This window comes from Pontibacter kalidii, from assembly GCF_026278245.1.
GTDB classification, from domain to species: domain Bacteria; phylum Bacteroidota; class Bacteroidia; order Cytophagales; family Hymenobacteraceae; genus Pontibacter; species Pontibacter kalidii.
In genome coordinates, this window is record NZ_CP111079.1 from 665315 (window position 1) to 689955 (window position 24641).

Consider the following 24641-nt stretch of genomic DNA (forward strand, 5'->3'; position numbering starts at 1 on the left):
GAGGATCAAATAGCATTAGGTGCTTCTTATTATACTAGTTTATATATAAAAAGTATAACGACAGTGATTTATCTCTAAATCGGCCCTCCCATACTTTTCCTGCAACATTGCAAAACCCTTCCCTGAAAGCGTCGTTTAAGCGGGTTGTTATTAGAAAATCGATGTTTCACGAAAAGGACTGCATATGTTTAGGGTTAAATTACTCGCGGCTGTGTTCTATGTTGTTATAGCACTGGCTGAAGAATTATCCTTCTTTGAGGCTGAATCCTCCGCGCCGAAAGTCGAAGAATCGCTATCCGAACTGCCTCTCGAATGGTCCCCGCTGGAAACAGAAGAACAAGCCGACGAACTGGCAGCACTTCCCGAACCGACCCCCACGATTACCGTTTCTGCATCCATATATCATCCCGAGCCAGGCCAAACAGACAGCACGCCCTTCATCACTGCCGACGGCTCCCGCATCAACCCCAAAAACCCCAAACAACACCGCTGGATTGCCGTATCGCGCGACTTGCATAGCAGATGGGGCGGCGAAGTGGAATTTGGGGATTCCCTGTGGGTAACGGGTATTTCTGAGGAGCTGGATGGCCTGTACATCGTGCGTGATATTATGAACAAGCGCATGCAACGGAAAATCGACATCCTGGTAGGCAAACACGACAAGGTAATGGGGCATTGGAACAACGTGCAGATTGCCCGGCTGGATTGAGCCACTACGTAATGGAGTTGGCTTCCACAAATATGAAAAGGGCTTTGGCAGCTGTGGGATAATCGTTATTTTAGGTTTTTCGGAAATCAAGCATAAGAAGCGATGATAACACACCAGGAAGCCAGAACCATACTGGAAAGCATAACCAAAAGCGATAGCCTGCTGCGCCATGCCCGCACCGTAGAATTAGTAATGCGTGCCTACGCCGCCAAACTGGGGGAGGACGAGGAACAATGGGGCATCACGGGCCTGCTACACGACGCAGACTACGAGGCTTACCCCAGCCAGCACCCCGGCGTGATCGTGGGTCAGCTGCGCGAGCGGGGCGAGGAGGAGATAGCCCATGCCATCTCGGCACATTATACCAAGTGGGGCGTGCCTTACAACTCGCTGCTGGACAAGGCACTGGTGGCCTGCGATGAGGTAACCGGGTTTGTGGTAGCCTGCGCCCAGGTGCGGCCAACCAGGTTGCAGGGGCTGGAGGCGAAGTCGGTGTTAAAGAAGCTGGGCCAGAAAAGCTTTGCCGCCTCCGTGGACCGGGAAGAGGTAAGGCTGGGCGCCGAGATGTTTGGCGTGGACCTGAAGGAGCATGTCAGCTTTATCATCGAAGTACTGCAGCAACACCAGCAGGAACTGCAACTGCAGCCGGTGGAGGAGCAGGCGTAGAACAGGACAAAGTATAAAAGGGAAGCGGCAGCTGCTGGTAGAGTGGCTGCCGCTTTTATGTTCGGGGGCGTTAGCATGCTAATGTGTCCAACCACCCCTGCCCCTCCTTGGCTAAGAAGGGTAGCCTGTAACTACCTACTGTGGCTAAAGTATGAACTCCGTTTTGTTGGTATTGCGCGGACAGGTCGCGACCTGTCCCTACAAGTATAAACCCACCCCTGAGAGCTATGCTCGCTAGCTCAAAACTCGCGTTTTGGCTAGTCCAGAGGAGGGGAATTATACTTACTTTACTTTATTGCCATCTCGAGCAGGGCGAGAGATCTATCCAAAATTCTAAAGAGATCTCTCCCAAAGGTTGAGATGACAAATTACAGTGGCTATCGAATCTGATCCCAGTCCTTGGGTTGAGCGCCTTGTAGATTTCCGGTTTCGCTTTAGCGAAATTGCTGAGACCGCAGGTCAAGCAAAGGAAATGTACACCGCGCGATGCCAAAGGACGAGCCCTCTCGGGCTGGAGAGCACCAAAGCCAGAAATGAAACGATAGATCTGTAAGTCTGGGGGATCAGCAGTAACTATAAAGTATAGCTTGTTTTCAATTGCAGAAAGCAGGGGCTAAGAGAGGCACAAGCGGACGCTTGCGCCAGTGAAGTATAAAGTAAAACTCAAGTATACGCATGGCTCTGCGAGCCAGTCGGGTTGCAAACCCAACGAATAAGAAGGCACGGGTTGCAAACCCGCGCCAGCGAGAGATGTGAGTGAAGGATGGAAGTATAGCCCAAGTATAAAATCCTGCTCATCCCTCATCCTGAAAATCCTGATTCAGACAAGTATAAGTATGGCTTTTCAAGCCAATCTAGTTACAGACTCGTTACTATCATTGGTCACAAGTCCGGAGACTTGCGCCAGAAAGCGGGAAGTATAAGTATAACTGCCGCTACAAAGTATACTCCCTTAAAATCTCGAACCCTTCTTTATCATCTTTTGCCTCTACTACCTCGTTAATCACAAACTGAATTTCCTGCTCTGTCCAGTTCTCCTTTTCAGCGGCTTTTACAAATGTGTCGAGGGCGGCAAAGCGGGAGCCTTGTGCAGATATGGTTGCTTTAACTTTCTTTCGGATGCGCATGACGTAATTTTTGCCTCAATTTACGAAGTCCCTGGCAAATAGTACCAGTGCAGTCGCCGTGTATATCCTCCGGCAGGGCTTGCTTATGGGAATTATATCAGGTTTATACTTGCGGGCGTAATGGCTGGCTTAACTCTTTCCGGCTTTGGCCGTTCTAATAGGCTACATCAGGTTTTAGCCACTGTCAGTATGGAGAAAGAGTTATACACCTTTGAGGAGCTTGAACGGTTAAACGACCTTACCATTATGCACTATGCTGCGCCGGTTATCGTGCTGTCGGTGGTGGGGGAGTGGCTGTACGGCATCTACAGAAACCGGAACACCTACCATAAAACAGAGTTTGTGTCAGCACTGACGATAGGGGCCGTGAATGCCGTGTTGGGGGCGCTGCTGAAGATATGGCTCTTCGGTATCGCCCTGGTTATATACAACAAGGTGCCATGGGCCGTGCCCCGGGAATGGTGGATGTTTATCGTCTGCTTTGTGGCCATTGACCTCTGCCGGTACTGGGCGCACCGGGTGGCGCATGAGCAGCGGTTCTGGTGGGCCACACACGTAACGCACCATTCCTCGGAGCGCATGAACTTCTCCGTGTCGTTCCGTACGGGCTGGACGCAGCACATCAAGTTCATCTTTTTCATACCTGTGCCCCTGCTGGGCTTCGACCCGTTCACCTTCTTTATCTGCCACCAGGTGGCCGTGCTATACCAGTTTTTCGTGCACACAGAACTAGTGCGCAGGCTGCCTAAACCAATTGAGTATCTCTTTGTCACACCCTCGCACCACCGCGTGCACCACGGCTCCAACCCCGGCTACATCGATAAGAACTACGGCTCCACCTTTATTATCTGGGACAGGATGTTCGGTACCTTTGAGCCGGAGCGGGAGCAGGTAAAGTATGGTCTCACCAAGCCCGTCACCTCCTTTAACCCGGTGTACCTGGTGTTTCATGAGTGGATGGATATTTGGGAGGATATGAAACACGCGAAAACCTGGAAGGAGAAGTTCCTCATACTTTACAGGCCGCCCGGGGCTGTGGTAACCGAGCATCAGCGGAAGAGCCAGCAGCAGGAGCAGCCGGTGCAGGCTGGCAGAGCGCAGGAGCAGGTGGTACGCCTGGCAACAGACGCGGCTGGGGCCGCCTAAAGTATAAAAGGTCTATTCATCGCTGTACAGGAGCCAGTGCAGGGCGCTTTCCTCATCTACAAACGACTCAAACTGAAGTTCGCTTTTAGCCACGCCTTCTGTCTCCAGCCTTTTCTTTACCTGCAGCGAGTTAAGCTCCACCATAGAGAAAGGGTCCTCCACGCGGGCCCATTTAAGGACGGTAGATGCTCTTAAGGTAGGTAGTAGGGTGTTCCAGAGCCAGTTGGCGTCTTCTAGCTTCAGGTAGTGCAGGGCCCGAACGTTACCGAGCAGGTACCTGAGCTTATAGGTATCCACAATCACCAGCATGTCCGTCATGTTCTGCCGCACTTCGTGGCCCTCCATATGCTGCTTGCAGTATACCGTCAGCAGCGAAAGCGACAGATCTACCTTGATGGTGCAGACATCGGTCTCCTTCACAACAATTACTTTCTCTTTCTCCCCCGCTTCCATCTGTGCTGCATAAATCCCTGAAACCTGCTTTTTTATCTATGGCTAAGAGGTTGAAAACTATGGATTTATATTCTATTCAGGCGAAAATAGTTAGCAGATTTAAGCACTAGATTTTAAAACCACCAAATTTATAGGACGAACGGATGCCTACGGGTGGCGAAAGAAACTAGAGAGAAGAGAATTGAAAGAGCAAAAAGGGAGGGGAAATGAAATAAGCATGGCTCGCGGGCCATGCTTCTGATATTAGTAACTGTCCTGGTAGGCTGCGTTTTGCTGCCTTGCCGCCGGGTTGCTTAGCATCTGGCTCGGCACGCCCATTTTCTCCTCGCGGCGCTGCTGGTACTGTTGGAACTGTTGCGGCGTCAGCACGTCCTTCAGTTGCGAGAGGCGCGTCTGGCTGATCATATCCATCTGGCTGACCAGCTTTTTAGGGTTGTTTTTATACTTTACCTTAGCCTCCTCCGCATTTTTAAGGCTGGTGAGGTTGATGGTGTATACTTTCTGGGTTTGCTGGGGCGAGAGGCGCAGGTTCTTGGAAAAACCGGCGGTGATGGCCTCGGCACGCTGCTCCAGGCTCTGCCCGGACTGGGCAGCCTTGGCTTGCGGCTGTTGGGCCTGCGCGAAAGCGGCCGGGGCGGCCAGGGCAAAAGCGATGGCAAAGACAATCTTCTTCATATAGGGTATCGTTTCTTTCTCCTGTTGTAGCAGGCAATTATCGTTCCGAATCAAACAAAAAGTATAAAACAGCTTTTCGCTAACTATAGTTTCGGCTAGCTTTCGCTGTAAAAGTATACTTTGTAGAAGTGCATGCCCCGCTCCTGGTCGAAGCCGCGCTCCACATACTGCTCGCTCTGCTCCGGGTTATAGCCGCTGAACTTGATCTCGATCTGCGTGTCGAGCTTGATGAAGTTACGGAACTTGCGCTTCATGTTGCGCACCGTATTCTTGTTGATGGCAAAGTCGGTGAAGCCCTCTATGTCGCGCTCCTCGGCAAAGGCCTGGCTATAGTCTTTAAAGCGCTCTTTCGTCTCCGGCTCGTCAATCACGCTGCTGGTGAACTCCTCCAGATCAAAAGTCTCGCTTTTCGAGAAGTAGTCCACGGAGCGGCTGATGAAGTCTACCTGTGCCTTTTTGCTCTCGGTGCGGGCGAACACTTCCTCTGAGAAATCCTTGCACAGGTTCAGAACGGTTTTGGTGTTGTAGTTCGTATCCTGTAGCTCGGCCACATTCAGAAAATCATCTTTCCAGAAAACCGCATCGTAACTGTTGGCGTCCACCAACTTCACCCGAAAGCCGTCCTCGGCCTGCGTGTTATAGATCATACAGCCTTTGTCCACGCCTTTCAGGTTCACGCCGAAGTGGTAGTTCACGTTCAGGTCATCCGCCTCATCCTGAAAAGTCAGGAATGTGTCCTTGTTCTCAGACTTAAAGATGCCGATCGCGTCCACTACCTCTTCCTCCATCAGGCAGCCCTCAAAGTGCACCACGTACAGCTCACCGCTTTTTACCTTCGGGTGGTCCGACTGTTGGTAGAGGTGGTTCAGGATATGCACCGAGTACGCATGGAAGTTGTGCGGTTCGGCAAAGATCAGGGCCGAGTAGGCAAACATCTCGTTCAGGGCGACATCCGACGTATGGGTGAAGCGGAAAAACTCCTCCTGCTTAAACGGCGACAGGAAATAGTTCACCAGCAGGTCGTAGAGCTGCTCGTCACGCAGGTCCACCAGCTCCTTGCTGGCCACCACACCCTCTTCCTTTGCTTTGTTTCCTACCCTGTGCACGGCCAGTCGCTTCAGGCGCACCTGCGTTCTGTCTTTCATCTGTGTTTCGGCTTCAAGTTGAGGGGGCAAAGCTAAGCAATTACTGGCTTTTACCAGCGCTCCTTTATACTTTCTCATCTCTTAAAAGATAGGAAGTATAGGAAGATTAAAATTTTAATTTACTGATTATTAATATTTTATACTTTGTGTGATGCGGCTTGTGGTATAAAAGTCCCCTTTTTGGCACGGTTCTTTCATTCAACCGAATTAAGCAGGCCAGCTTACCGGAAAAGAATGAGGAAACTTAACCACTACTACCATGAAAAGGATTTTTCTACTTATAGCTGTCGCTATAGGGCTGGCCGCCGCGAGCGCTGAGGCCCAGCAGCAGCCTGTTCGATACAACAAGCAATCAACGTATCATAATAGCCCGAGCCAGCTCCGTTTTGGCATTAAGGCCGGCGTAAACCTGGCCGACTGGGAGGGCGAGACCATGCAAAGCGTGCAGGACCTGATCGATATGTCGGCGGGGTATGCCAGCCGTGAGATGCGCCCCGGCTTTCATGTGGGTACGTACCTGAACATACCGGTGGCGCCGGGCTTCGAGATTGAGCCGGGGCTGCAGTACTCACAGAAAGGCATGGTGCTGCGGGGCAAGATTCCGCTGGAGCAGTTTGATTTCGTGAACGCGAACGTTACCCTGACCAACAAGGCCGAATACCTGGACCTGCCCGTGCTGGCGAAAGTATACGTAGGGGAGGGGTTCCATATTTTTGCCGGTCCGCAGGTGTCTTACCTGTTGTCTAATAAAGTGTCGGCTGAGGCGGGCGCCTTCGGCTTTAAGGCCCTGAACCAGGAGTGGGACATGAAGAGCGGCTTCCGGGAAGTGGATGTGGCCGTGACAGGCGGCCTGGGCTATAAGTTCGCTAGCGGCCTTAACATCAGCGCCGGCTATGACTACGGCCTCAACTCCATTGACAGCAGAAACAACTTCGATACGTTCAACCGGGTGATCAAGGCATCTGTCGGTTTTACCTTCTAAGTATAAGATTAAAGTTTAGTGTTTGGTAATTTACACAAGGCCCACCGCAGCTGCGGTGGGTTTTTTTATACTTTCAGGTAAGCCAAGTATAAGCTGCAAGCATACCAGTACCCTGTTTAATCCAAAAAGCCCGTTACTATACATCGCAACGGGCTTTTTATTAAGGATGTAGGAGTCTATACTTTAAGAAGATTTCTTGTAGGGGAATTTCTTGGAGGAGTTTTTCATCAAGGCGTTAGAAAGCGACTGGCGGCTGCTGAAAACGCTGCCCGAAGCCTCGTAGTCATACTTCCACATCAGGTCACCGGCCTGCGCCTCATGCACCGTAATAGAGGTGTTCACAGAGTTGGTAGGCCCCCAGGCGCCTACCAGCAGGCCAACAGCTACCGCAGCTCCATCCGACATCGGCTTCGACATCACCGCGCTACCCGATACAACGGCGTCTACGCCCAGTATCTGGCAAAGCTTCTCCTTGGAAGCGGTGCGCAGGTCCTCGTACGTCAGGCCAGCCTCATTCAGCAGCGCGTTGGTTTTATTCACATCCTGAAAGGAGACCGTATACTTGTCCTTGCTCATCTGGCGCAGGAAATAGCCATATACGTCGCCTTGCATCCCGTAGCCGTAATCGCGCTGCTGGTCTTGCATCATCTCGGCCGTTACACCTTTCGGCAGCCTTCTGGACTCAATAGTAACATCAAACGGCATGATAGCCAGCACTTTGTGGTTCTGCTTTACCTGCTCGAAAGAAGCAGCCTTGTAAATCTTGGGCCCGCAGCTGTGGATGGCAAGGCTCAGGCAAAGAATGGCGAAAAAGTAAATTTTTCTCATAACTGTAAGTTTGTCTTAAAAGATGATTGATTAGATTTTAATTGAAAAATCAGCTATAAATATAGGTAATTAAACATACTATAATACAAAACACACAACTATATTTTTTTACATCTCCGGCCCCGCAAGGGTCCGATGCGACGGCTTGGGAACAATTGTCCGTTGAAGCAGTTAAAAAAGCTGTACCAAACACTTTTTCATGAAACACCTACACTTACTGCTGCTAAGTTTGCTGGCCTTCGTCTGGGCCGCGCAGGCCCAACAAGTACCTTCCTCCCTCAACGCCACCCTGGAAGGATACCAATACCCGCATGAGGTAAAATACTTTGAGGCGGAGGTAGAGGGACAGAAGTATAAAATGGCTTACATGGATGTGGCGCCGGCCAGGCAGGTGCAAAACCCGCAGGCAGTGCTGCTTTTGCACGGCAAAAACTTTATGGGCGCTTATTGGCGTCAGACGATCCAGTTCCTGTCGGATAACGGGTTCAGGGTGATTGTGCCGGACCAACTGGGCTTTGGCAAGTCTGAGAAGCCGGAGATAAGCTATACGTTTCATCAGCTGGCCCAGAACACGCAGCGGCTCTTACAGCAGCTCGGGGTGCGGCAGGTGGCGGTGGTGGGCCACTCGATGGGCGGTATGCTGGCTACGCGCTTCGCGCTCATGTATCCCGGCATGACCACAAAACTGGTGCTGGAGAACCCGATCGGGCTGGAGGATTACCGCTTGTTTGTGCCTTACAAGAACCTGCAGGAGCTATACCAGTCGGAGCAGAAGCAGACGGCGGAAGCTATCAAAAATTATCACCAGACCTACTATACTTCCTGGAAACCTGCCTACGAGGAGTGGGTGCAGGTGCCGGCCGCCCAGACCAACCATCCTGATTTCCCGAAGGTGGCCAAAGTATCCGCGCTAACTTATGACATGATTTACCAGCAGCCGGTGGTGTATGAGTTCGGGCAAATAAAGGCGCCTACTCTTGTTTTGATAGGGCAGGAGGATCGCACCATTGTGGGCAAAGGGTTTATTGAGGACAAGCAAAAGCTAAAGGAGCATGGGCAGTACCCGCAGTTGGGCAAGCAAACGGCTAAGGCCATCCCCGGGGCTAAACTGGTAGAACTGGAAAAAGTGGGCCATATTCCGCACCTGGAGGCCACGGAACGGTTCCACAGGGAGCTGCTGCAGTTTCTGAGGTAGGGCTGTTAATGATGATGGTGGTGATCGTCGTCGCCGGGCTTGCTGTTGAAATTAGCAATGGTGCCAAGGATGAAGAATACCAGCCAGCAGATATAGAGCGCGTTGAAGTTCTCCACGTTCTTGCCCAGCAACAGCAGGATCAGGTTGGCCACCAGGGTCATCACCAGGCCTGTGGTGGCCACAAACTGGTAAGAGTTCATCTCCCTCGGGTCGTAAATCTTGGAATGCTTCATGCGCTGCTCTTAATGGTTTAATGTCTTGCTAACGCTTTTTAGGCAGGAGAGGTGCCCTAAAGGCTAACTTTAGGCAAAGATAAAGGAAGAACCCATACTTGCCGCAGTTTATACTTTATACTCCCCCCGATGAAAAAGCATGCACGTAACGGCCCTGCCATTTGTGCCTACAGCAGCCGCTTCCGCAAAAGGCCTCAACTACCAAAGTATGACCGGCAACTGAATGGGGTTGAATAGATGATGTCTGGTTGATTTATTATGTAAAGTATAGGTAGGTGTCAGCCAACCAGCCATACTCCGTAGCGTATACCTGTGTATAAACTAACCAGACTTCAACGATGAATAATAGAGAAGAAGATAAGAAGAAGGCTCCCTCGGAGGAGAAAAATGTGCACAGCGACTATAACGAGCGCGTAGGCATGGGCAATAGCCCCGATCCGTCGGCCAAGCGAAACATTGGACCCGAGGGATACACCGAGCGCGCAGGCCAGAAGGATAAACTCAAGAACCTCCACATTGGCGGAAACGAAACCACTGGCTACGGCGCCAACGATCCCGAGAACCACGAGGCCACCGCACAAGGGCCTGGTTTTGAGTTTGAAGGAAGCGACACTGGCATGGACGATGACGTGGCAGGTATCCGCCGCGGCGACCAGCCCCTGGGAGAAGACGAGAAAAGGCCTGACGACGCAGATTACAGCCGCAGGTAATTGCTGCACGGCTATACTTTAAAAGCAGGAGGGGGAGCCGATATCGGCTCCCCCTCCTGCTTTTATGGCTATTCCGTTCGAAGAAGGCCGACAGGTGTGGCGGCCTTCTTCATCTTGGGGTGTTGCGGGTTTACTCCTCGTTGGTTGCGGCCACAAAGCGGGCAGCAGGCGTTGGCTGGTTTTTGTAATTGGCGTAGGCCTGCAGCTGGTTAGGGTTTAGGAACGAGGTCACGTTCTTGTCGTAGGAGGCAGCCAACTCTTCCAGTTTCTGCTCTATAAGGTGCGTATCGTTGCTGTGTGTGCTCAGGATCTCCTGTGTGGCAAGCATGCGCTCGCGGTTCAGCTCTTTGAGTTTGATGTAGCCGATCTCGTTCAGGCGAAGTTCCTGTGCCATGGAGCGGGTAATCTGGGTGCAGCGCTCTTCGGCTTCACGGCTAAGTTTAAACGGGGACTGGGCAAAGGAGGCGGTACTGATAAGAAAAGCGGCAATAATTAGTAAAACATTTTTCATAGGGATAGTAAGCTAAATTATAAGTTAAACCGAGGCTTCCAGAAAAGGCTGCTATATAGCTATATAGTGCCCTTGGAAGTTATTTAACATTACGCTCCCCTAAAAAAATAGGTTGTGTATTATTTATCTTAAATATTAAATTTATTAAGGAAAGTGAAAATAATAATTTGAATATTTATATCTTAATATATAGTAATCTACATTCAAGTTTATGTACGCAAGAACGGCCGCAAGGGTGGGGCAAGTAAAAAAAAAGCCACTGCAAAGCAGTGGCCAGGTATAACGTGTGGTGGCAGGAGGCTAAGAAATATAATCCTCCCGGATCAGGTTCAGAATCTCGGGTGAAAGCGGCTTTGAGAAGAAGTCCCTTACTTCGGCATGTGTTTTGGCGCAAATGATGTCCTCTCTATCCACTGCCGAGGACAGCATAAACAGGCTACACTTCTTAGTGGCCTGCTCCGGCAGCTTCCGGTACTCCTCCAGAAACTTCCAGCCATCCATGCCCGGCATGTTAATATCCAGGAAGATAAGATCCGGGAAGTCGTCTGGGTTCTGCACCGCCACCTGTTTCAGGTTATTCAGCGCATCCTCCGCCCATTCAAAGCTTATGACCCGTTCCGCAAAGTTTTCACTTCTGATAATCGTCTCGCACACAAAGTTGTTGATCTGATCATCATCAATAAGAACTACCTTTTTTAACATTTCCATTACCTAAGCCTGATTTAAATGTAGACTTTAAACGTAGTACCTGCGCCTACCCGGCTGTCTACCTCAATTTTGCCGCCCAGAAGATCGACCTGTGTTTTTACCAGGTGCAAACCTAAGCCCCTGCCCTCGATGTGCTGATGAAAGCGCTTATAGAGGCCAAAAAGATTGCCTTTTACCTTTGCAAGATCAATTCCGAGCCCGTTATCGGAGATTTCGATGCAAATATAGTCCTTTTGCTTATAACTTCTTATACAAATCTCGGGCTTCCTTTGCGGGTCTCTGTACTTGAGGGCGTTTGTCAGCAGGTTCTGGAGAATACTATGAATGTAGCTCCTCAGCGATACAATACTGGGGGCATGGCTGAAGTCGTATGCAACGTTGGCTTGGGTGTTTTCCAGCTCAATGGATATGCTTTTGAGGATATCCTGGAGCAGCTCCTCGAAGTAAACCTGCTCTGATACGTCCAACATCTGGCCGCGCACTGTCAGGATATGGTTTAGGTCGCGGATGGTGTGGTCCAGGAGCCGCGCCGACTGGGCCAGGCTGTCAATAATGTGTTTGTTCAGGTCTGCCTCCGGACGGGCACGGTCGTAGATGGTGGTAAGACCCATGATGTTGGCGATAGGCGCGCGCAGGTTGTGGGACACAATATAGGCGAACTGCTGCAGGTTCTGGTTCTGCACCTGTAGCTGCTCGGTGAGCAGGGTGCGCTTGGCTTCCTCCAGCTTGCGCTCTGTCACGTCGGCCACAGAGGCATCCAGGCGCTGTACTTCACCATTCTCTCCCAACATAGGCGACAGGCGCAGCATAAACCACTTCTCCTTTCCGTCCCGGGCAATGATGCGCATTTCGTGCTGGATCTTTTTGCCAAGCGGTACTTCCTGCTTAAGCTTGCTTAGCAGGCCTGGCAGGTCCTCCTCATGCGTAATCCTAGGCCAGAGGTGCTCCTGCGTGAACTCCTCCTCGGTGTAGCCTGTAATCCGGACACACTGCGGGCTGATGTAGAAAATCCGGAAATTAGCATCGGCTGAGAAAATAACTTCAGGTATATTCTCAATCGTAGACTGGAAGCGGTCCTTGGCCTCCCTGATCTCCCGTTCCCTTGCCTTTTGCTCGGTTATATCCTGTGTGGTTCCGAGCACCTTCAGTACCTGGCCCTCATAATTCATCAGGGGCTCCATGGTCTGGTGCAGGTATTTCTCCGACCCATCGTGTAGCCGGATGCGGTGCTCCGCGGATACGACTGTTTTCTCCTCTATCACGCGCTGGTAGTCCTGCAGTGCTTTGTCTCTGTCCTCGGGGTGGAAGAAGGCTTGCAGGCTGTTTAACGTGACCGCGAACGTCTCAGGAGAGACACCGTAGATGGTGTACAGGTTATCAGATATCCTCAAACTGTCGCGCAGCAGGTCATACTCCCAACTACCGATCTTTGCCAGGCTCTGGGCGCGTGCTAGTTGCGCCTCACTATTTTTAATAGCACTTATAATGTTGCGCTGCTCCGAGATATCATGAATGCTCAGGGCTACGGAGATAACCTGCCTGTCGTGGGTGAGCACCGGACGGAACGCTATCTCAAACCACAATTCGCCGCTACCGGTCTCGAACTGGGTGGGTTTGCCCTGCAAAGCGCGCGCGTGGCTATCGATCAGGATGTTTTTCTGGTCATCGGAGGTCAGTTCTAGTATGTTTTGGCCTGGTTGCAGCTCCCTTAGCGTCAGTTTCTTCACTTCTTCGGCGGCTACAGCGTTAAAGAGCAGTACATTCAGCTCTTTGTCGAGCAGGTAAACGGCCTGCGGGGAGCTGTCGAGCAGGGCGCGCAGGTTTGCCTCGCTGGCTGTGAGTTGCGCTTGTGCCTCTTTCTGGTCGGTAATATCAATGAAAGTGCCGTTGTAAAGCAGTACGCCGTTCTCCTTGGAAGACGGTAAGCTATGCCCCCGGATCCAATTCCACTCTTGCTGCACCTTGTTCCAGACCCGCAGGTCCTGCACCCACGGCAAAAAGCTTTGTGTGGCAGCCTGAATGCTTTTGGACACTTCCTCGAGGTCGTCTGGATGTACGGCTTCGAAAAGCAGGTTCGGATTTTGGTATACTTCCTCAGGGGTAACGCCAACCACATCTTTTATGCCGTCACTTACAAACGGGAAGCTGGTGTTGTTATGCTCGTCCACCCGGAACTGGTACACCGCGCCTGGTATGCTGGAACTCACCTCGCGCAGCTGCTTCTCGCTCTTTGCCAATGTGGCAATAAACTCCTCCTGCTTCTGTATGTTCTCGGAGGTAACGAGCCGGGGGTACACGCCGTTCCTTTCCTTAAACGCATGCGACCGCAGCATAACCCGGAATATGGAGCCATCCTTGCGCATGTGGCTTACACCCACGTTGTTCGTGTCTGCGGCTTTGTCCATTTGGCTGATACGGCTCCTGACCGCCTCTTTTTCTTCTTCCGGCAAGATGTCGAAAACAGTAAGCCGCAGAAACTCCTCCTGCGTAAACCCATACTCCTGCACCGCCGCCTCATTCACTTCCAAAATTCTGAACGTATGCTGATCATACACGAACATCGGGATCGGGTTCTGCTCAAAAAGGCGTCTGAAGTGCCGTTGTGTAAACTTCAGGTTCTGCTGCAGTGCCTCCCGCTCCTTTATCTCCTTGTTGAGGCGCTGGTTCTCCTGCTGCAGGCGCTTTGTAATCTGGTTAAAGGCAAAGGAAGCCCAAAATATAAACGGCACTACCAGCAGCAGGAGGAGAATGTACTCATCCACCAGGTTCGAGAAAGCGGGGGAAAACTGATCGGTATAAGTGCGCGCTGCGTTGGTCAGTTCACTGTTCAGACTGATGAGGTGAGCGTGGTGTTGCGTGTAAAAGGGGGCCAGGTGGGCAGCATCATAGCGTAGCGCCGCCTCCCTTTGCCGCTCATAGGACAGCCTAAGGAGGCTGTCTACATGCGCGTGATAGTTCTTAAGATCATCACTCAGGCGGTGTAGTTGCTGCAGGTGCCCATGCCCTTCCAGTAACTGGTGCAGTTCCAGTATGGTAGCCTCATTCGCTTTGTAGGCCAAGGCTAACTCCCTCCGCAAGCTGTCCTTGGCAGCCGCACGCTCAGCCATAATGTGGGCTCTTACTAAAGCCTGTGTGCGTTCCTTGTTCTCGAATAGCTTGTTGACCAGCTCCAGCCGTCTATAGGTGTGCTGCATGCTGGTCGTGTATTTGTCCTGGAACTCCCTGGTCTGCATGTAGAAGAACACGCACACCAGCAACAGGGTTGCCAGCATGCTCAGAAAAGCGATTCCAATATACCGTATAATGCGATTATACTCCTGTTGTATATCCTTCGATTCCAAAAAGCCTGTCTCCGTCAGTAAAGTTTAAGGTGCGGTGTATAAAATAGTTGCAATAAGCATTAGCCTTCTAAAATAAGGAGAGACACGAATAAAACAATGGAGATTCGGATAAACATATATTATTGATGATTTTTCTCCATCAAGTATAAATAATGTTAAACCATTGTCTGTTTGTTATACTTTTAAAGTACAAAATAGCCGTAGGTACAGGGCAGGGATGGGAGGAGGGGAGAGTATGAAAACATGTAATGCATCGCCAGAATTGTGTAACACACTAGCGGGCAAGGGGGCGTATCTTTGTAACAGATAAAACAATGAAAAAAATGGCAACTGTAAAAGATAGAAAGCTTACCAAAGCCACCTTTCCGGTAGAGGGCATGACCTGTGCCTCCTGCGCCAACAGTATACAGAGCATGCTGAACGCCCGTGAGGGAGTGGCAGAGGCAAACGTGAACTTCGCCGGTAAAACTCTGCAGGTGGCCTACGATGAGCAGGAGGTAAACCCAGCTCAACTGCGCGAGACGGTGCAGGAAATCGGCTTTGATATACTGATAGAGGAAACAACCCAGGAGGAGCTGGAGGAGCGGCAGGCAACGGCGCTCTCTAACCTGAGGCGCAAAACCATTATAGCCGGTGTGCTGGCCCTGCCGGTGTTTATACTGGGCATGTTCTTCCACGACACTTTCGCCTGGGGCAACTGGGCCATGCTTATACTTACCGCGCCTGTCCTGCTTTGGGCGGGGCAGCGCTTCTTTGTAGGGGCTTGGGCACAGGCCAAACACGGCCGCGCCAACATGGATACGCTGGTGGCGCTGAGCACGGGGATCGCCTTTATCTTCAGTGTGTTCAACACAGTTTACCCGGGGTTCTTCCTGGATAGGGGGTTGATGCCGCACGTCTACTTCGAGGCGGTGGCCGTGATCATTGCGTTTATACTTTTGGGGAAGTACCTGGAGGAAGGCGCGAAAGACCGTAGTTCCTCGGCTATTAAAAAGCTGATGGGCCTGCAGCCGAAGACGGTACGGGTGCTGCGCAACGGCACCGAACTGGAGCTGAAGATAGAGGAAGTACAACTGGGCGACAGGGTCGTGCTGCTGCCTGGTGAGCGCGTGCCGGTAGACGGTGAGGTAGCCTCCGGAACAACGTACGTGGACGAAAGTATGCTGAGCGGGGAGCCGCTGCCGGTGCAGAAACAGCCTGGCGATGCCCTTTATGCCGGCACCATCAACCAGAAGGGAAGTGTACAGATCATCGCACAGAAGACCGGCGGCGAAACCATGTTGGCCCATATCATCAAGCTGGTGCAGGAGGCGCAGGGCAGCAAAGCCCCGGTGCAGAAGCTGGTGGATAAGATCGCGGGCATCTTCGTACCGGTGGTGTTGGTAATTGCCGTCCTTACGTTTGCTGCCTGGCTGGTGTTCGGTGGCGAGGCCTACCTGACGGAGGCGCTGCTATCTACCATTTCGGTGCTGGTGATCGCCTGCCCGTGTGCACTTGGCCTGGCCACCCCAACGGCAATTATGGTGGGCGTGGGCCGTGGTGCCGAGAACGGCATCCTGATAAAAGACGCGGAAAGTCTGGAGCATGCCCACAAGGTAAATGCCGTCCTCCTGGATAAGACCGGTACCATCACTTTAGGTAAGCCCTCTGTTACGGATGTGGTGTGGGCGCAGGACACATTGGAACAGGCGCGGCTGGAGACGCTGTTCTTCTCTATGGAGGCACAGTCGGAGCACCCGATCGCACAGGCCATCTATACTTTCTACAAGGAACAGGGGCAACAGGCCGTGCAACCGGACACCTTTAACAGCCTCACCGGTTTGGGGATAGAGGCCGGGTTTGACGGCACCCGCTACCTGGCCGGTAACGAGAAACTGCTGCGCCAGCAGGGCGTGGAGCTGCCGGAGCACCTGCTGCAGGCGGCAAGGCAGCTGCAGGAAGACGCTAAAACAGCCATCTTCTTTGCAGACTCAGCGCAGGCGCTGGCTGTCTTCGCCGTGAGTGACCCAATCAAGCCTGCCGCCGCCAAAGGTATAAAAGCCATGCACGAGGCCGGGCTGGAAGTATACATGCTCACCGGCGACAACAGCCAAACGGCCGAGGCCGTAGCCCGGCAGGTGGGTGTGGCGCATTACCAGGCGGAGCTGCTGCCAACAGATAAGTCCGACTTTGTGAAAAAGCTGCAGGCGGAAGGGAAAGTAGTTGCCATGGTGGGCGACGGTATAAACGATGCGCAGGCCCTTGCCACCGCCGACGTCAGCATCGCCATGGGGCAGGGCACCGATATTGCTATGGAAGTAGCCGGCATCACGCTCATGCGCTCCGACCTGACGCAGGTGGCCAGAGCCGTAAAACTGTCGCGGGCCACGGTGCAGACGATCCACCAGAACCTGTTCTGGGCGTTCATCTACAATGTGATCTGTATTCCGGTGGCGGCTGGCATACTGTTCCCCTTCACCGGTTTCCTGCTCAACCCGATGATTGCGGGCGCGGCCATGGCCCTGAGTTCTGTGTCGGTGGTGACTAACAGCCTGCGCCTTCGGGCTAAGAAATTGTAAAGTGTATTAAATATGTTAACTAAATAAATTCAGAAAAGTATGGAAACCTATAAATTTAAGACCAACATCAACTGCGGAAACTGTGTGCGCGCTGTTACGCCTCACCTCAACAAGCTGGAGGGCGTGCAGGAGTGGAAAGTAGATACTGACAATCCAAACAAGGTACTGGAAGTAAAAGCAGATGCCGCAGACGCTGAGACGATTAAAAACACGGTGAAGAAAGCTGGTTTTGAGGCCGAGCAGATCTAAGCAAGTATAAAGTTAAAGCTGTATGTAAAGGCTAACAGGTTGCTGACCTGTTAGCCTTTTTCTGTTTGTGATAAGTATAGCGTAGGGCGTTGGAAGTGGGGGAGGGGCCGGGCGGAGACTTTTTTATACTTTGCCATCAGCCTAAAAAGAAAAGGGCAGCTAAAATAGCTGCCCCGTTTCTGTACTCTCAAACTAAACCATTATTTAATATCTACCATGCCCATTCCGGGCAAATAACCTTACGTGTGTTGCGCAGCTTAAACCCAAGCACCACCTCATGGCTTCCGGCGCTTGCCTGCCCCAGCGGCGAGGTAGTGGCGTCGTAGGAGTAAGCCAGGTCCAGCAGGTGATTGATGTTGATGCCTGCCATGGCTGCTACTGACTCCTCGTGCCTGTACGTAACGCCTGCCCAAAGCCTGTCACCATAGACAACCTTCATCGTAGCATCCACCGATGCCGGGCTTGGCTGCGCCATTTTCACCATCACCGAAGGGATCAGCGAAATGTAAGGCGCTACATCCAGGCGGTAGCCACCCGTAACGTAGTAGTGCTGCTGCAGTGCGCCATCTGTGTCCGATGGGGTATTGTCAGTCAGGAACTGGCGCTTACTGGGTACCAACTGCGCCCCGGCCACACCTGCGTAGAAATTGCGGGAGTAGAGCCACAGGCCCATGCTCAGGTCAAACTTTACCTCGTTAGCCCGACCGTCGTAAATGGCTGGGTCGTGGAGGCTGTTGTGGGCTAACTTTACCTTACCTGGGTCCAGGCTATACTGGATAATGCCCGGCTGCACACCTGCCGATACTTTGAGGGTGCGTGAAAGCGGCTGGTGATACGCATAGCTGGCTGAAACGCTGCCACGCTTCAGCGGGCCCGTCTCCGTGGACATTGCCATCAGGCCAAAGCCATGGTGCGGGCGCGACCTGCGGTAAATGCTGGATGGTTTCATGCTGCCCTCCTTCGCCATGCCCCTGCCGCCGCCGTACGTGCTGCCGCCAGGCTTGTTAATTGGCATGTGCAGGGTAGCATAGTACGACTGCGGCGCTCCCTCCAGGCCGCTCCACTGGTGGCGTGTGCCAAGCTTCAAGTCGGCGTAGTCCTCTATGCCCGTGATAGCGGGGTTGGCGAGGTAATTATTTAAAGTATACTGAGTGTATTGAGGCCGCTGCTGGGCAAAGGCACTGCCTGCCGCCAACAGCCATATCACTCCTAGGGCTAAAAGTTTGTTCATAGAATGGCTTATTTAACGATGGTCACACTGCCGGTCAAGGGCTTTTCGTTTTGATCTAACTTTATGATGTAATAATAAGTAGCCATTGGCAGCGGCTTGCCGTTCTGGCGTCCATCCCACGGTTGCTTATACCCATCCGAGTTGAACACCATAGTACCCCACTGGTTATAGATCTGCACCTTGCAGTTGCCGTACTTTTCAATGTTCTCGATCTCCCAGGTGTCGTTAATGCCATCCTGGTTCGGCGTGAACGTGTTCGGGATATCGACGAACGGCAGCACAACCACCACCACCTCGTCGGTGAAGGTACAGCCGCCCTCTGTGGTGGCCGTTACCGTGTAAACCGTGGTTTTCTCCGGTGTTACGGTCGGGTTAGCGATGTTTGGGTTGTCCATGCCCTCGGCCGGGGACCAGCTGTAGGTAAGGCCGCCACTGGCGCGCAACTGTGTTCCTCTGCCACTCACCACCGTTACATCCGGGCCGGCGCTAAGCTCTGGTTCGGTTACCTTCACGGTTACGGCCAGGCGCTTGCTGGCGCAGCTCTGCACCTCCTGCACATAGTAGGTGGTGGTATGGAGCAGCACCGGTGTTTTGAAGGTGCTGCCTGTGGCAAGCGGTGTGCCGCCTGCCGCACTGGCATACCACTCCAGCCTGCCGCCTTTGCCCTTTGCGCTGAGGGTCGTGCTCAGGCCGGCGCAGATGCTGGCCCCCTGCGCCACCGGCATATCCGGCAGCGGCGTTACCTTTACCTCCACCGCATTGCTGGTGATAGAGCCACACGAGGCGGAGGTTACCACACGGCGGAACCAGGTGTTTTCGGTGAGCGGGTACGGCGTGTAATCTTTTCTGTCGTTCTGGCCAGGTGCCGGGGTATAGATGCCATCGCGGGTAGTGCTTTGCTCCCACAGGTAAGCAGGCTTGCCGCTGCCACCGGCAGGTTCAGAGCCAGCCAGGGTGGCCGGGGCCTCGCCGGAGCAGACTGTTTGCGTACCCGACAGCACCGCGTTGTTGCTCAGCTCCGGCTTCACCGTGATCAGAACCGGGTTGCTGAGGTCGGTATAGGCGCCGGAGGTGGTCACGCGGCGGAACCAGGTATCCTGGCTAACCGGGCCAGGCTGGAAGCTTTGCGCATCGTTAGGGGAGCCGTTGTGGCCTTGCGCCGTCACGAAGCCGGTTTTATCGCCTTTGGTGCTGCTCTCCCAGCGGTAGTTAAAGTTGCCTTCGCCGCCTCTTGGCAGCTCGCCCTCCAGCCTTGCCGGCACGCTGCCGATACAAATGGTCTGGTCTGATTTGATGACGTTGTTGGCGATTTCCCCAATCACCGTGATCTTCACTAGGTTGGAGGTCACTTCGCAGCCACCGGACAGCACCACGCGGCGGTACCAGGTGTCTTTGTACAGTCCCCTCGGGAAGGTATAGTCGGCACTCTGGTTGTTACCCTCGGCCGGATCAAAGTTTACCTCGTCCGTGCTGAACTCCCAGCGGTAAGTATACTTGCCGTTGCCTCCCTTTATTGGGGCTGTGTTCAGGCCGGTAAGTACGGCTGGCTTGGTGCCTGCATAAATGCTCTGGGAGGCCTTGATGTTATAGTTCTCGATAGCAGGGTTCACCGTTACCTTTACTGGCTCAGAGAAGCTGGTGCAACCGCCGGAGATAACCTTGCGGCGGAACAGCGCGGTCCTGCTCAGGCTTTGTGGCTGATAGCTACCGTCGGCACGGTTGTTTTGGCCCGGTGCCGGCATAAAGTTGGCGTCGCCTTCCAGTTTATACTCCCAGGTATAGGTATACTTGCCTGCTTCGCCACCTGTGGTAGGGGTGAGGCTGGAAAGCAGGGTTGGAGTGCCGCCCTGGCATACTTCCTGGCTACCTGTAATAATGTTCAGGAGCTTCGGGTTCACCGTCACCGTCACCGGGTCGCTGGTGCTCACGGTGCAGGAGCCGGACTGCACCACTCTTCTGAAAGTGGTTGTTTCAGTCAGATTCTGGGCTGTCCAGTCCTTGTTGCCGCCGCGGCTGTTCGGAATCTCGCGGTATTCGCCACCAGTTGTTTTAGACTCCCAATAGAACGTATAGCTGCCTGCGCCGTAACCGCCCTCTGGCGCCTGGCCCGTAAGTATGGCCGCATCGCCCTCACAAACGGTTTGGGTGCCGGAGATGATGTTCTTGCTGATAGGCGGCATCACCCGCACCAGGATGGTGTTGCTGGTGCTGGCCGTGCAGGAGCCGGACTGTACCACACGCTTGTACCAAGTATTGCCTGTGAGTGGCGTGGTTGACTTATAACTAGCTGAGTTGCTGTTCTCGATCTTCGTGAAGTTGGTGTTGTCCTTGCTAACGTACCAGGTATAGGTGTAGGGCTCAGCGCCTCCTGCCAGTACGCCCTGTATCTCCTCCGGCACCTGGCCATGGCAGATCGTTGGCACCTCGCGCAGCTCGTTTTTAGTGATAGCCGGGATCACGTTTACCCGCACTGCCTCAGACGCCAGCATACAGCCATCCGAGTATACCACGCGCTTAAAGGAAGTTGGCAGCGCCAGCCCTTCCTGCGACTGGTATACTTTGCCCGTGGCACCCGGAATGTTGGTGAAGGTCGTGCCGTTGAGGCTGCTCATCCACTGGTACGTATACGTGCCTACCCCGCTGCCACCTATTGGCTCTGAGCCCGTGATGCTGAATGGGGCAGCCTCACATACTATTTCCGGGGCTGTGATGGTGTTCTTGTCAAGTATAGGGTTTACCCTTACCTGGGCCTGCGTGCGTGGGCCGGCGCAGTTTCCTACCACTGCCTCAGCAAAGAAAACAGTGGTTTGCGCTACGGTTGGTTCGTATACTTTGCCGCCTTCCTTTACCAGCAGGTTGCCGCTGGCGTCGTACCAGTTATACTTACTGGCTGATCCTTGTGCAACCAAAGTAGCCTTGCCTGCTCCGCAGATGATGACAGGAGCCACCACTGGCGCAGCGATTTCCGGGCGAACGATCACGGTGACGCGGGTGCGTGGGCCGGCGCACTGGTTCTCGCCAACATGCTCGGCGTAGAAATCAGTGGTTTTGGTAAGCTGGCCTGTCTTAAAACCTGTTCCTGCAGGGGTAGTGCCCAGCAGTTTGCCGCCGTTCAGCTGGTCGTACCAGTTCACGGTGCCGGCGTTCACTTCTGCCTGAAGCGTGGTGGAGGTGTTAAAGCAGATATCCTTTACTCCTGTGACGGCCGGAGCTGCCGGAAGCGGCTTAACCGTTACGGTCATCTGGTCTGTGGTGAAGCAGGTACCGGTGTAGACAGTATACGTTAACGTGTAAGTACCCGCCTCGGAAGGGGTGAAGGTGCCATCCACCGAAACATACCTGGAGCCGCTCCACTTGCCACCCATCGGGCTGGCGCCAAGTATAAACTTGCCATCGTTCAGGCAGACCTCCACTTGCTTTTGCGCTACCGCTGCCTGCGCCACGTCAGTTACCTCCACCGTCATCTGGTCGGAGTTGGTGCAGCCTTTGGCGTTCGTGTAAGTATACGTCAGGGTATAGGAGCCTTTACCGTTTGGAACAAAGGTGCCTTCGGCGCTCACATGCTCCCCGCTCCATACGCCTCCTGCCGGGCTGGCCTGCAGCTGCAGTGGGGTAGGGTCGTCGCAGACGGTGAGGTCCGGGCCGGCATTTACCTCCGGCAGCGGGTTAACGGTTACGGTTACGGTTGCTGTGTTGCTGCAGCCGGTGGTGCTGTTGTAGCCGGTAACAGTATACGTCGTGGTTTCCAGAGGCGAGGCCGATACCTCCGCTCCTGTAGTAGCGCTCAGGCCAGTAGCTGGTGCCCAGGTATAGGTATCGGCACCGCTGGCAGAAAGTATGGCCGAGCCTTGACCCTGGCAGATCTCCTGTGCCGTGGCAGCTACTTTTACCTCTGGCAGCGGGTTTACCTCCACGGTGAAGGTGGTGGTGCTGGTACAGCCGGTCTCGGCGTTGGTGCCGGTAATGGTATAGGTGGTGGTTTCAGTTGGGTTGGCAACCACCTTGGCTCCCGTAGTGGCGCTTAGCCCCTTGGCTGGTGCCCAGGTATACGAATCAGCGCCATCCGCTGTAAGGGTGGTGGTGCCGCCCATGCAGAGCGCCGGTTCGGTAGAAGTTACCTTTAGTTCTGGCAAGGGTTTAATGATAACCCGCTGCGTGGCTGTCTCAGAGCTGCCGCACTCATTTGTAGCCACTACACTGACAGTGTAGGTGCCTGCCTGGGTAAAGTGTATACGTGGGTAGGCCGAGCCTGCATCGGTTCCGTTCTCAAACGTAGCTGCACCCGGGCCCGAAACAGACCAGGCATACTGGCTGATGGTACCCAGTTGGGCATCGTAAGCTGGTGCGTGCGCAGCGTTCTCGGCTGTAAAGGAAAGGGTCTGCGGGCCACAGTATACCTGCTGTGCCGGCAGCTTTACCTGCGGCTTCGCCTTTATGGTGATGGTTGTCTCCTTCAGCGTGGTCTGGCAGCTGTTGCTGGCCGTCAGGGAAATGGTGTAGGTGCCGGACTTACTGAACTGGAAGGCGGCGTCTCTGGATGTTGATTTCGTCCCCTGCGTAAATTCCCAGCCTTCAGCTGGGCTCACGCGCCAGGTATAAGAGGCTTCCGGGCCGGTAGAGGTATTGGTGGCCGCGAAAACGGCCGAAGCACAGGTGTTGTCGCCGCTCAGGGTAAAATCGGCCACCGGAGGCTCCTCTATGACGATAACCTTATTGACAGTACTGGAAGTACACTTCGTGTTAAGCCCCGTAGGGGTGGCTGTCATCTGAATGGTATAGGTACCCGGTTGGGTAAACTTAACCGATGGACTCTTGGTCTTGCTGTTGCCGGAGGTGTACTCCCAGCCCTGCGCCGGGGAGATTTCCCAGTCTACTATGTAACTGCCGGCGTTGGTACCAGTGGTGGCATTGGCGTTAAAGCCCTCAATGGTTTTGTCCGTCAGTTTGATTGGGGTATTCAGGCAGGCTTTGCCGAAGGCAAAATCGGCAATAGGCCCTTTGGAAACCTTTATACCACCTACAGTGGCAGGGGTGGTACCGCAGGGATTGGTGGCGGTGGCTGTCAGGGTGAAGGCACGACCTGGCTTGCTCATCGACGACTCCGTGAAAGTATGCTCGATGGTATTGGGCAGGTTGGCATGCGAAAACACCATTGGGGCCGACCCGTCGTCGAACTGGAAAGTATAAACCGTTTGCGGGGAGTTGTTTTTTACGATCTCCTTATCGATGTCGAAGATGAACGTAGCGGGAGCACAATCGTTCGTGTTACCACGGCTGGAAATACCTAGGCTGGGGTTACTGCCGATGAACACGCGCTCTTCGTGCGTGCTCTTGCAGCCATGGGCGTCATAAGCCGTCACGCGTAGGCTAAAAGAGCCTCCTGATTTATAGGTGTGGGTGGCTGTCTCAAATTCAGGGCCCAGGGTGGCGGTTTTGCCATCGCCCCAGTTTATCTCGTAGCGGGTGTTCGTCTCTTTGGTGGTGGAGGCGTTCTCGATCGTAAGCTCGAAGGTGGCCACATTGCCGGCATAGCTACAGGAGGTGAAGAAGCTTAGCGGGTCCACTACCGTAGCATCCGGTCCGTTAGCTACGGCCACTTCTTCTGAGGTGGCCTCGCAGCCATCAGCCTGCAAGGTTTTTACACTGTAAGTGCCGGCATCTGAAACGGTTATGCTTTGGGTGGTAGCGCCGTTGGACCACAGGTATGCCGCTGCCTCACTGGAGGAAAGTACAACTTTGCCAGCGCTGCAGAGGCTGCCGGAAGTAGAAACAGTGGGGGTACAGGCTTGGGCGTAGGCTAAGTTTGAGAAGGCACTCCAAAGCTGCAGCAGTAGCAGACATAAAACGCCCTGGGCAGGTAATCGCATATACTTTGGCTGTAAATTTTCTTTATATAGTTCAGTTTTTAATGTTACATCAGTTTCTAAAGTCCTTTAGGTGGCCTAGCCCGTTTCTGCTGTGCCTCAACAATGCCCCGCCGGGAACTTTATAAAAATCTGTAAACCGAAGCCTGCCTTGCTTTTGGGTGTTTCAGGTATAAATCCAAAAGCCGTTGGGGCAGGCATTCAAAGAGTAAGTGCATTTTGAGGGGCTAAAGTTCAATGAGCGGGCGGTTTTTTTGAAAATACTTGCTGCTGCTCTAAACCTTTTCTTTTTGCATTTCGTATAAGGTTG

The 24641-nt window shown here is 53.3% G+C and carries 19 protein-coding genes; 8 read left to right on the forward strand and 11 right to left on the reverse strand.

Features of this window, described 5'->3' with window-relative positions:
• The first annotated feature begins 184 nt into the window (after positions 1 to 184).
• Together OH144_RS02845 and OH144_RS02850 are read left to right on the forward strand one after the other, a co-directional pair.
• Entirely contained in the window at positions 185 to 709 is a 525-nt protein-coding gene (locus OH144_RS02845; RefSeq protein ID WP_266204778.1) for an RlpA-like double-psi beta-barrel domain-containing protein, read from the forward strand.
• 102 nt (positions 710 to 811) lie between these two features.
• Positions 812 to 1375, forward strand: a complete 564-nt coding sequence (locus tag OH144_RS02850; protein WP_266204779.1) for an HD domain-containing protein — start codon at positions 812 to 814, stop codon at positions 1373 to 1375.
• A 935-nt stretch (positions 1376 to 2310) separates the two neighbouring features.
• On the opposite strand, the gene OH144_RS02855 is transcribed toward OH144_RS02850, so the two are convergent.
• Positions 2311 to 2502, reverse strand: a complete 192-nt coding sequence (locus tag OH144_RS02855; protein WP_266204780.1) for a hypothetical protein — start codon at positions 2500 to 2502, stop codon at positions 2311 to 2313.
• A 189-nt stretch (positions 2503 to 2691) separates the two neighbouring features.
• Between OH144_RS02855 and OH144_RS02860 the strand changes: the two genes are divergently transcribed.
• Positions 2692 to 3648 carry a sterol desaturase family protein gene (locus OH144_RS02860; protein ID WP_266204781.1) on the forward strand — a complete coding sequence of 319 codons (957 nt, stop codon included), beginning with the start codon at positions 2692 to 2694 and terminating at the stop codon, positions 3646 to 3648.
• A gap of 12 nt (positions 3649 to 3660) precedes the next feature.
• On the opposite strand, the gene OH144_RS02865 is transcribed toward OH144_RS02860, so the two are convergent.
• From OH144_RS02865 to OH144_RS02875, 3 genes are all read right to left on the reverse strand, one after another.
• Entirely contained in the window at positions 3661 to 4101 is a 441-nt protein-coding gene (locus OH144_RS02865; RefSeq protein ID WP_266204782.1) for a hypothetical protein, read from the reverse strand.
• Positions 4102 to 4344: 243 nt separating this feature from the next.
• The gene (locus OH144_RS02870) at positions 4345 to 4776 is read right to left on the reverse strand and encodes a hypothetical protein (RefSeq protein WP_266204783.1); all 432 of its coding nucleotides are present in this window, start codon (positions 4774 to 4776) and stop codon (positions 4345 to 4347) included.
• Between the two features lie 95 nt (positions 4777 to 4871).
• A complete protein-coding gene (locus OH144_RS02875) occupies positions 4872 to 5921 on the reverse strand; it encodes a nucleoid-associated protein (RefSeq protein WP_266204784.1) in 1050 nt (349 codons plus the stop codon).
• 259 nt (positions 5922 to 6180) lie between these two features.
• Here OH144_RS02875 and OH144_RS02880 point away from each other — a divergent pair, with 259 nt between their 5' ends.
• Positions 6181 to 6903 carry a porin family protein gene (locus OH144_RS02880; RefSeq protein WP_266204785.1) on the forward strand — a complete coding sequence of 241 codons (723 nt, stop codon included), beginning with the start codon at positions 6181 to 6183 and terminating at the stop codon, positions 6901 to 6903.
• Between the two features lie 183 nt (positions 6904 to 7086).
• On the opposite strand, the gene OH144_RS02885 is transcribed toward OH144_RS02880, so the two are convergent.
• Entirely contained in the window at positions 7087 to 7731 is a 645-nt protein-coding gene (locus tag OH144_RS02885; RefSeq protein ID WP_266204786.1) for a hypothetical protein, read from the reverse strand.
• A 199-nt stretch (positions 7732 to 7930) separates the two neighbouring features.
• Here OH144_RS02885 and OH144_RS02890 point away from each other — a divergent pair, with 199 nt between their 5' ends.
• Positions 7931 to 8926 (forward strand): alpha/beta fold hydrolase, encoded by a 996-nt coding sequence (locus OH144_RS02890; protein ID WP_266204787.1) that lies wholly within the window; start codon positions 7931 to 7933, stop codon positions 8924 to 8926.
• A 5-nt stretch (positions 8927 to 8931) separates the two neighbouring features.
• Here the strand turns inward: OH144_RS02890 and OH144_RS02895 are convergent, their stop codons facing one another.
• The gene (locus OH144_RS02895) at positions 8932 to 9159 is read right to left on the reverse strand and encodes a hypothetical protein (RefSeq protein ID WP_266204788.1); all 228 of its coding nucleotides are present in this window, start codon (positions 9157 to 9159) and stop codon (positions 8932 to 8934) included.
• 338 nt (positions 9160 to 9497) lie between these two features.
• On the opposite strand from OH144_RS02895, the gene OH144_RS02900 reads away from it, so the two are divergent.
• A complete protein-coding gene (locus OH144_RS02900) occupies positions 9498 to 9869 on the forward strand; it encodes a hypothetical protein (RefSeq protein ID WP_266204789.1) in 372 nt (123 codons plus the stop codon).
• A 130-nt stretch (positions 9870 to 9999) separates the two neighbouring features.
• Here the strand turns inward: OH144_RS02900 and OH144_RS02905 are convergent, their stop codons facing one another.
• The 3 genes from OH144_RS02905 to OH144_RS02915 all read right to left on the reverse strand — a co-directional run bounded on the left by OH144_RS02905 (position 10000) and on the right by OH144_RS02915 (position 14360).
• Positions 10000 to 10380: a hypothetical protein gene (locus OH144_RS02905; protein ID WP_266204790.1), complete on the reverse strand. Its 381-nt coding sequence runs from the start codon at positions 10378 to 10380 to the stop codon at positions 10000 to 10002.
• A gap of 300 nt (positions 10381 to 10680) precedes the next feature.
• On the reverse strand, positions 10681 to 11088 hold the full coding sequence (locus OH144_RS02910; protein ID WP_266204791.1) for a response regulator: 408 nt from the start codon (positions 11086 to 11088) through the stop codon (positions 10681 to 10683).
• 14 nt (positions 11089 to 11102) lie between these two features.
• Positions 11103 to 14360, reverse strand: coding sequence for a PAS domain S-box protein (locus tag OH144_RS02915; protein ID WP_266204792.1), 3258 nt, complete (start codon positions 14358 to 14360; stop codon positions 11103 to 11105).
• Positions 14361 to 14752: 392 nt separating this feature from the next.
• Between OH144_RS02915 and OH144_RS02920 the strand changes: the two genes are divergently transcribed.
• Entirely contained in the window at positions 14753 to 16987 is a 2235-nt protein-coding gene (locus OH144_RS02920; RefSeq protein WP_266204793.1) for a heavy metal translocating P-type ATPase, read from the forward strand.
• Positions 16988 to 17026: 39 nt separating this feature from the next.
• Entirely contained in the window at positions 17027 to 17236 is a 210-nt protein-coding gene (locus tag OH144_RS02925; protein WP_266204794.1) for a heavy-metal-associated domain-containing protein, read from the forward strand.
• A 211-nt stretch (positions 17237 to 17447) separates the two neighbouring features.
• Here the strand turns inward: OH144_RS02925 and OH144_RS02930 are convergent, their stop codons facing one another.
• Both OH144_RS02930 and OH144_RS02935 read right to left on the reverse strand, forming a co-directional pair.
• The gene (locus tag OH144_RS02930; protein ID WP_266204795.1) at positions 17448 to 18467 is read right to left on the reverse strand and encodes a PorP/SprF family type IX secretion system membrane protein; all 1020 of its coding nucleotides are present in this window, start codon (positions 18465 to 18467) and stop codon (positions 17448 to 17450) included.
• A gap of 8 nt (positions 18468 to 18475) precedes the next feature.
• The gene (locus OH144_RS02935) at positions 18476 to 24334 is read right to left on the reverse strand and encodes a gliding motility-associated C-terminal domain-containing protein (RefSeq protein ID WP_266204796.1); all 5859 of its coding nucleotides are present in this window, start codon (positions 24332 to 24334) and stop codon (positions 18476 to 18478) included.
• Positions 24335 to 24641: the final 307 nt, after the last annotated feature.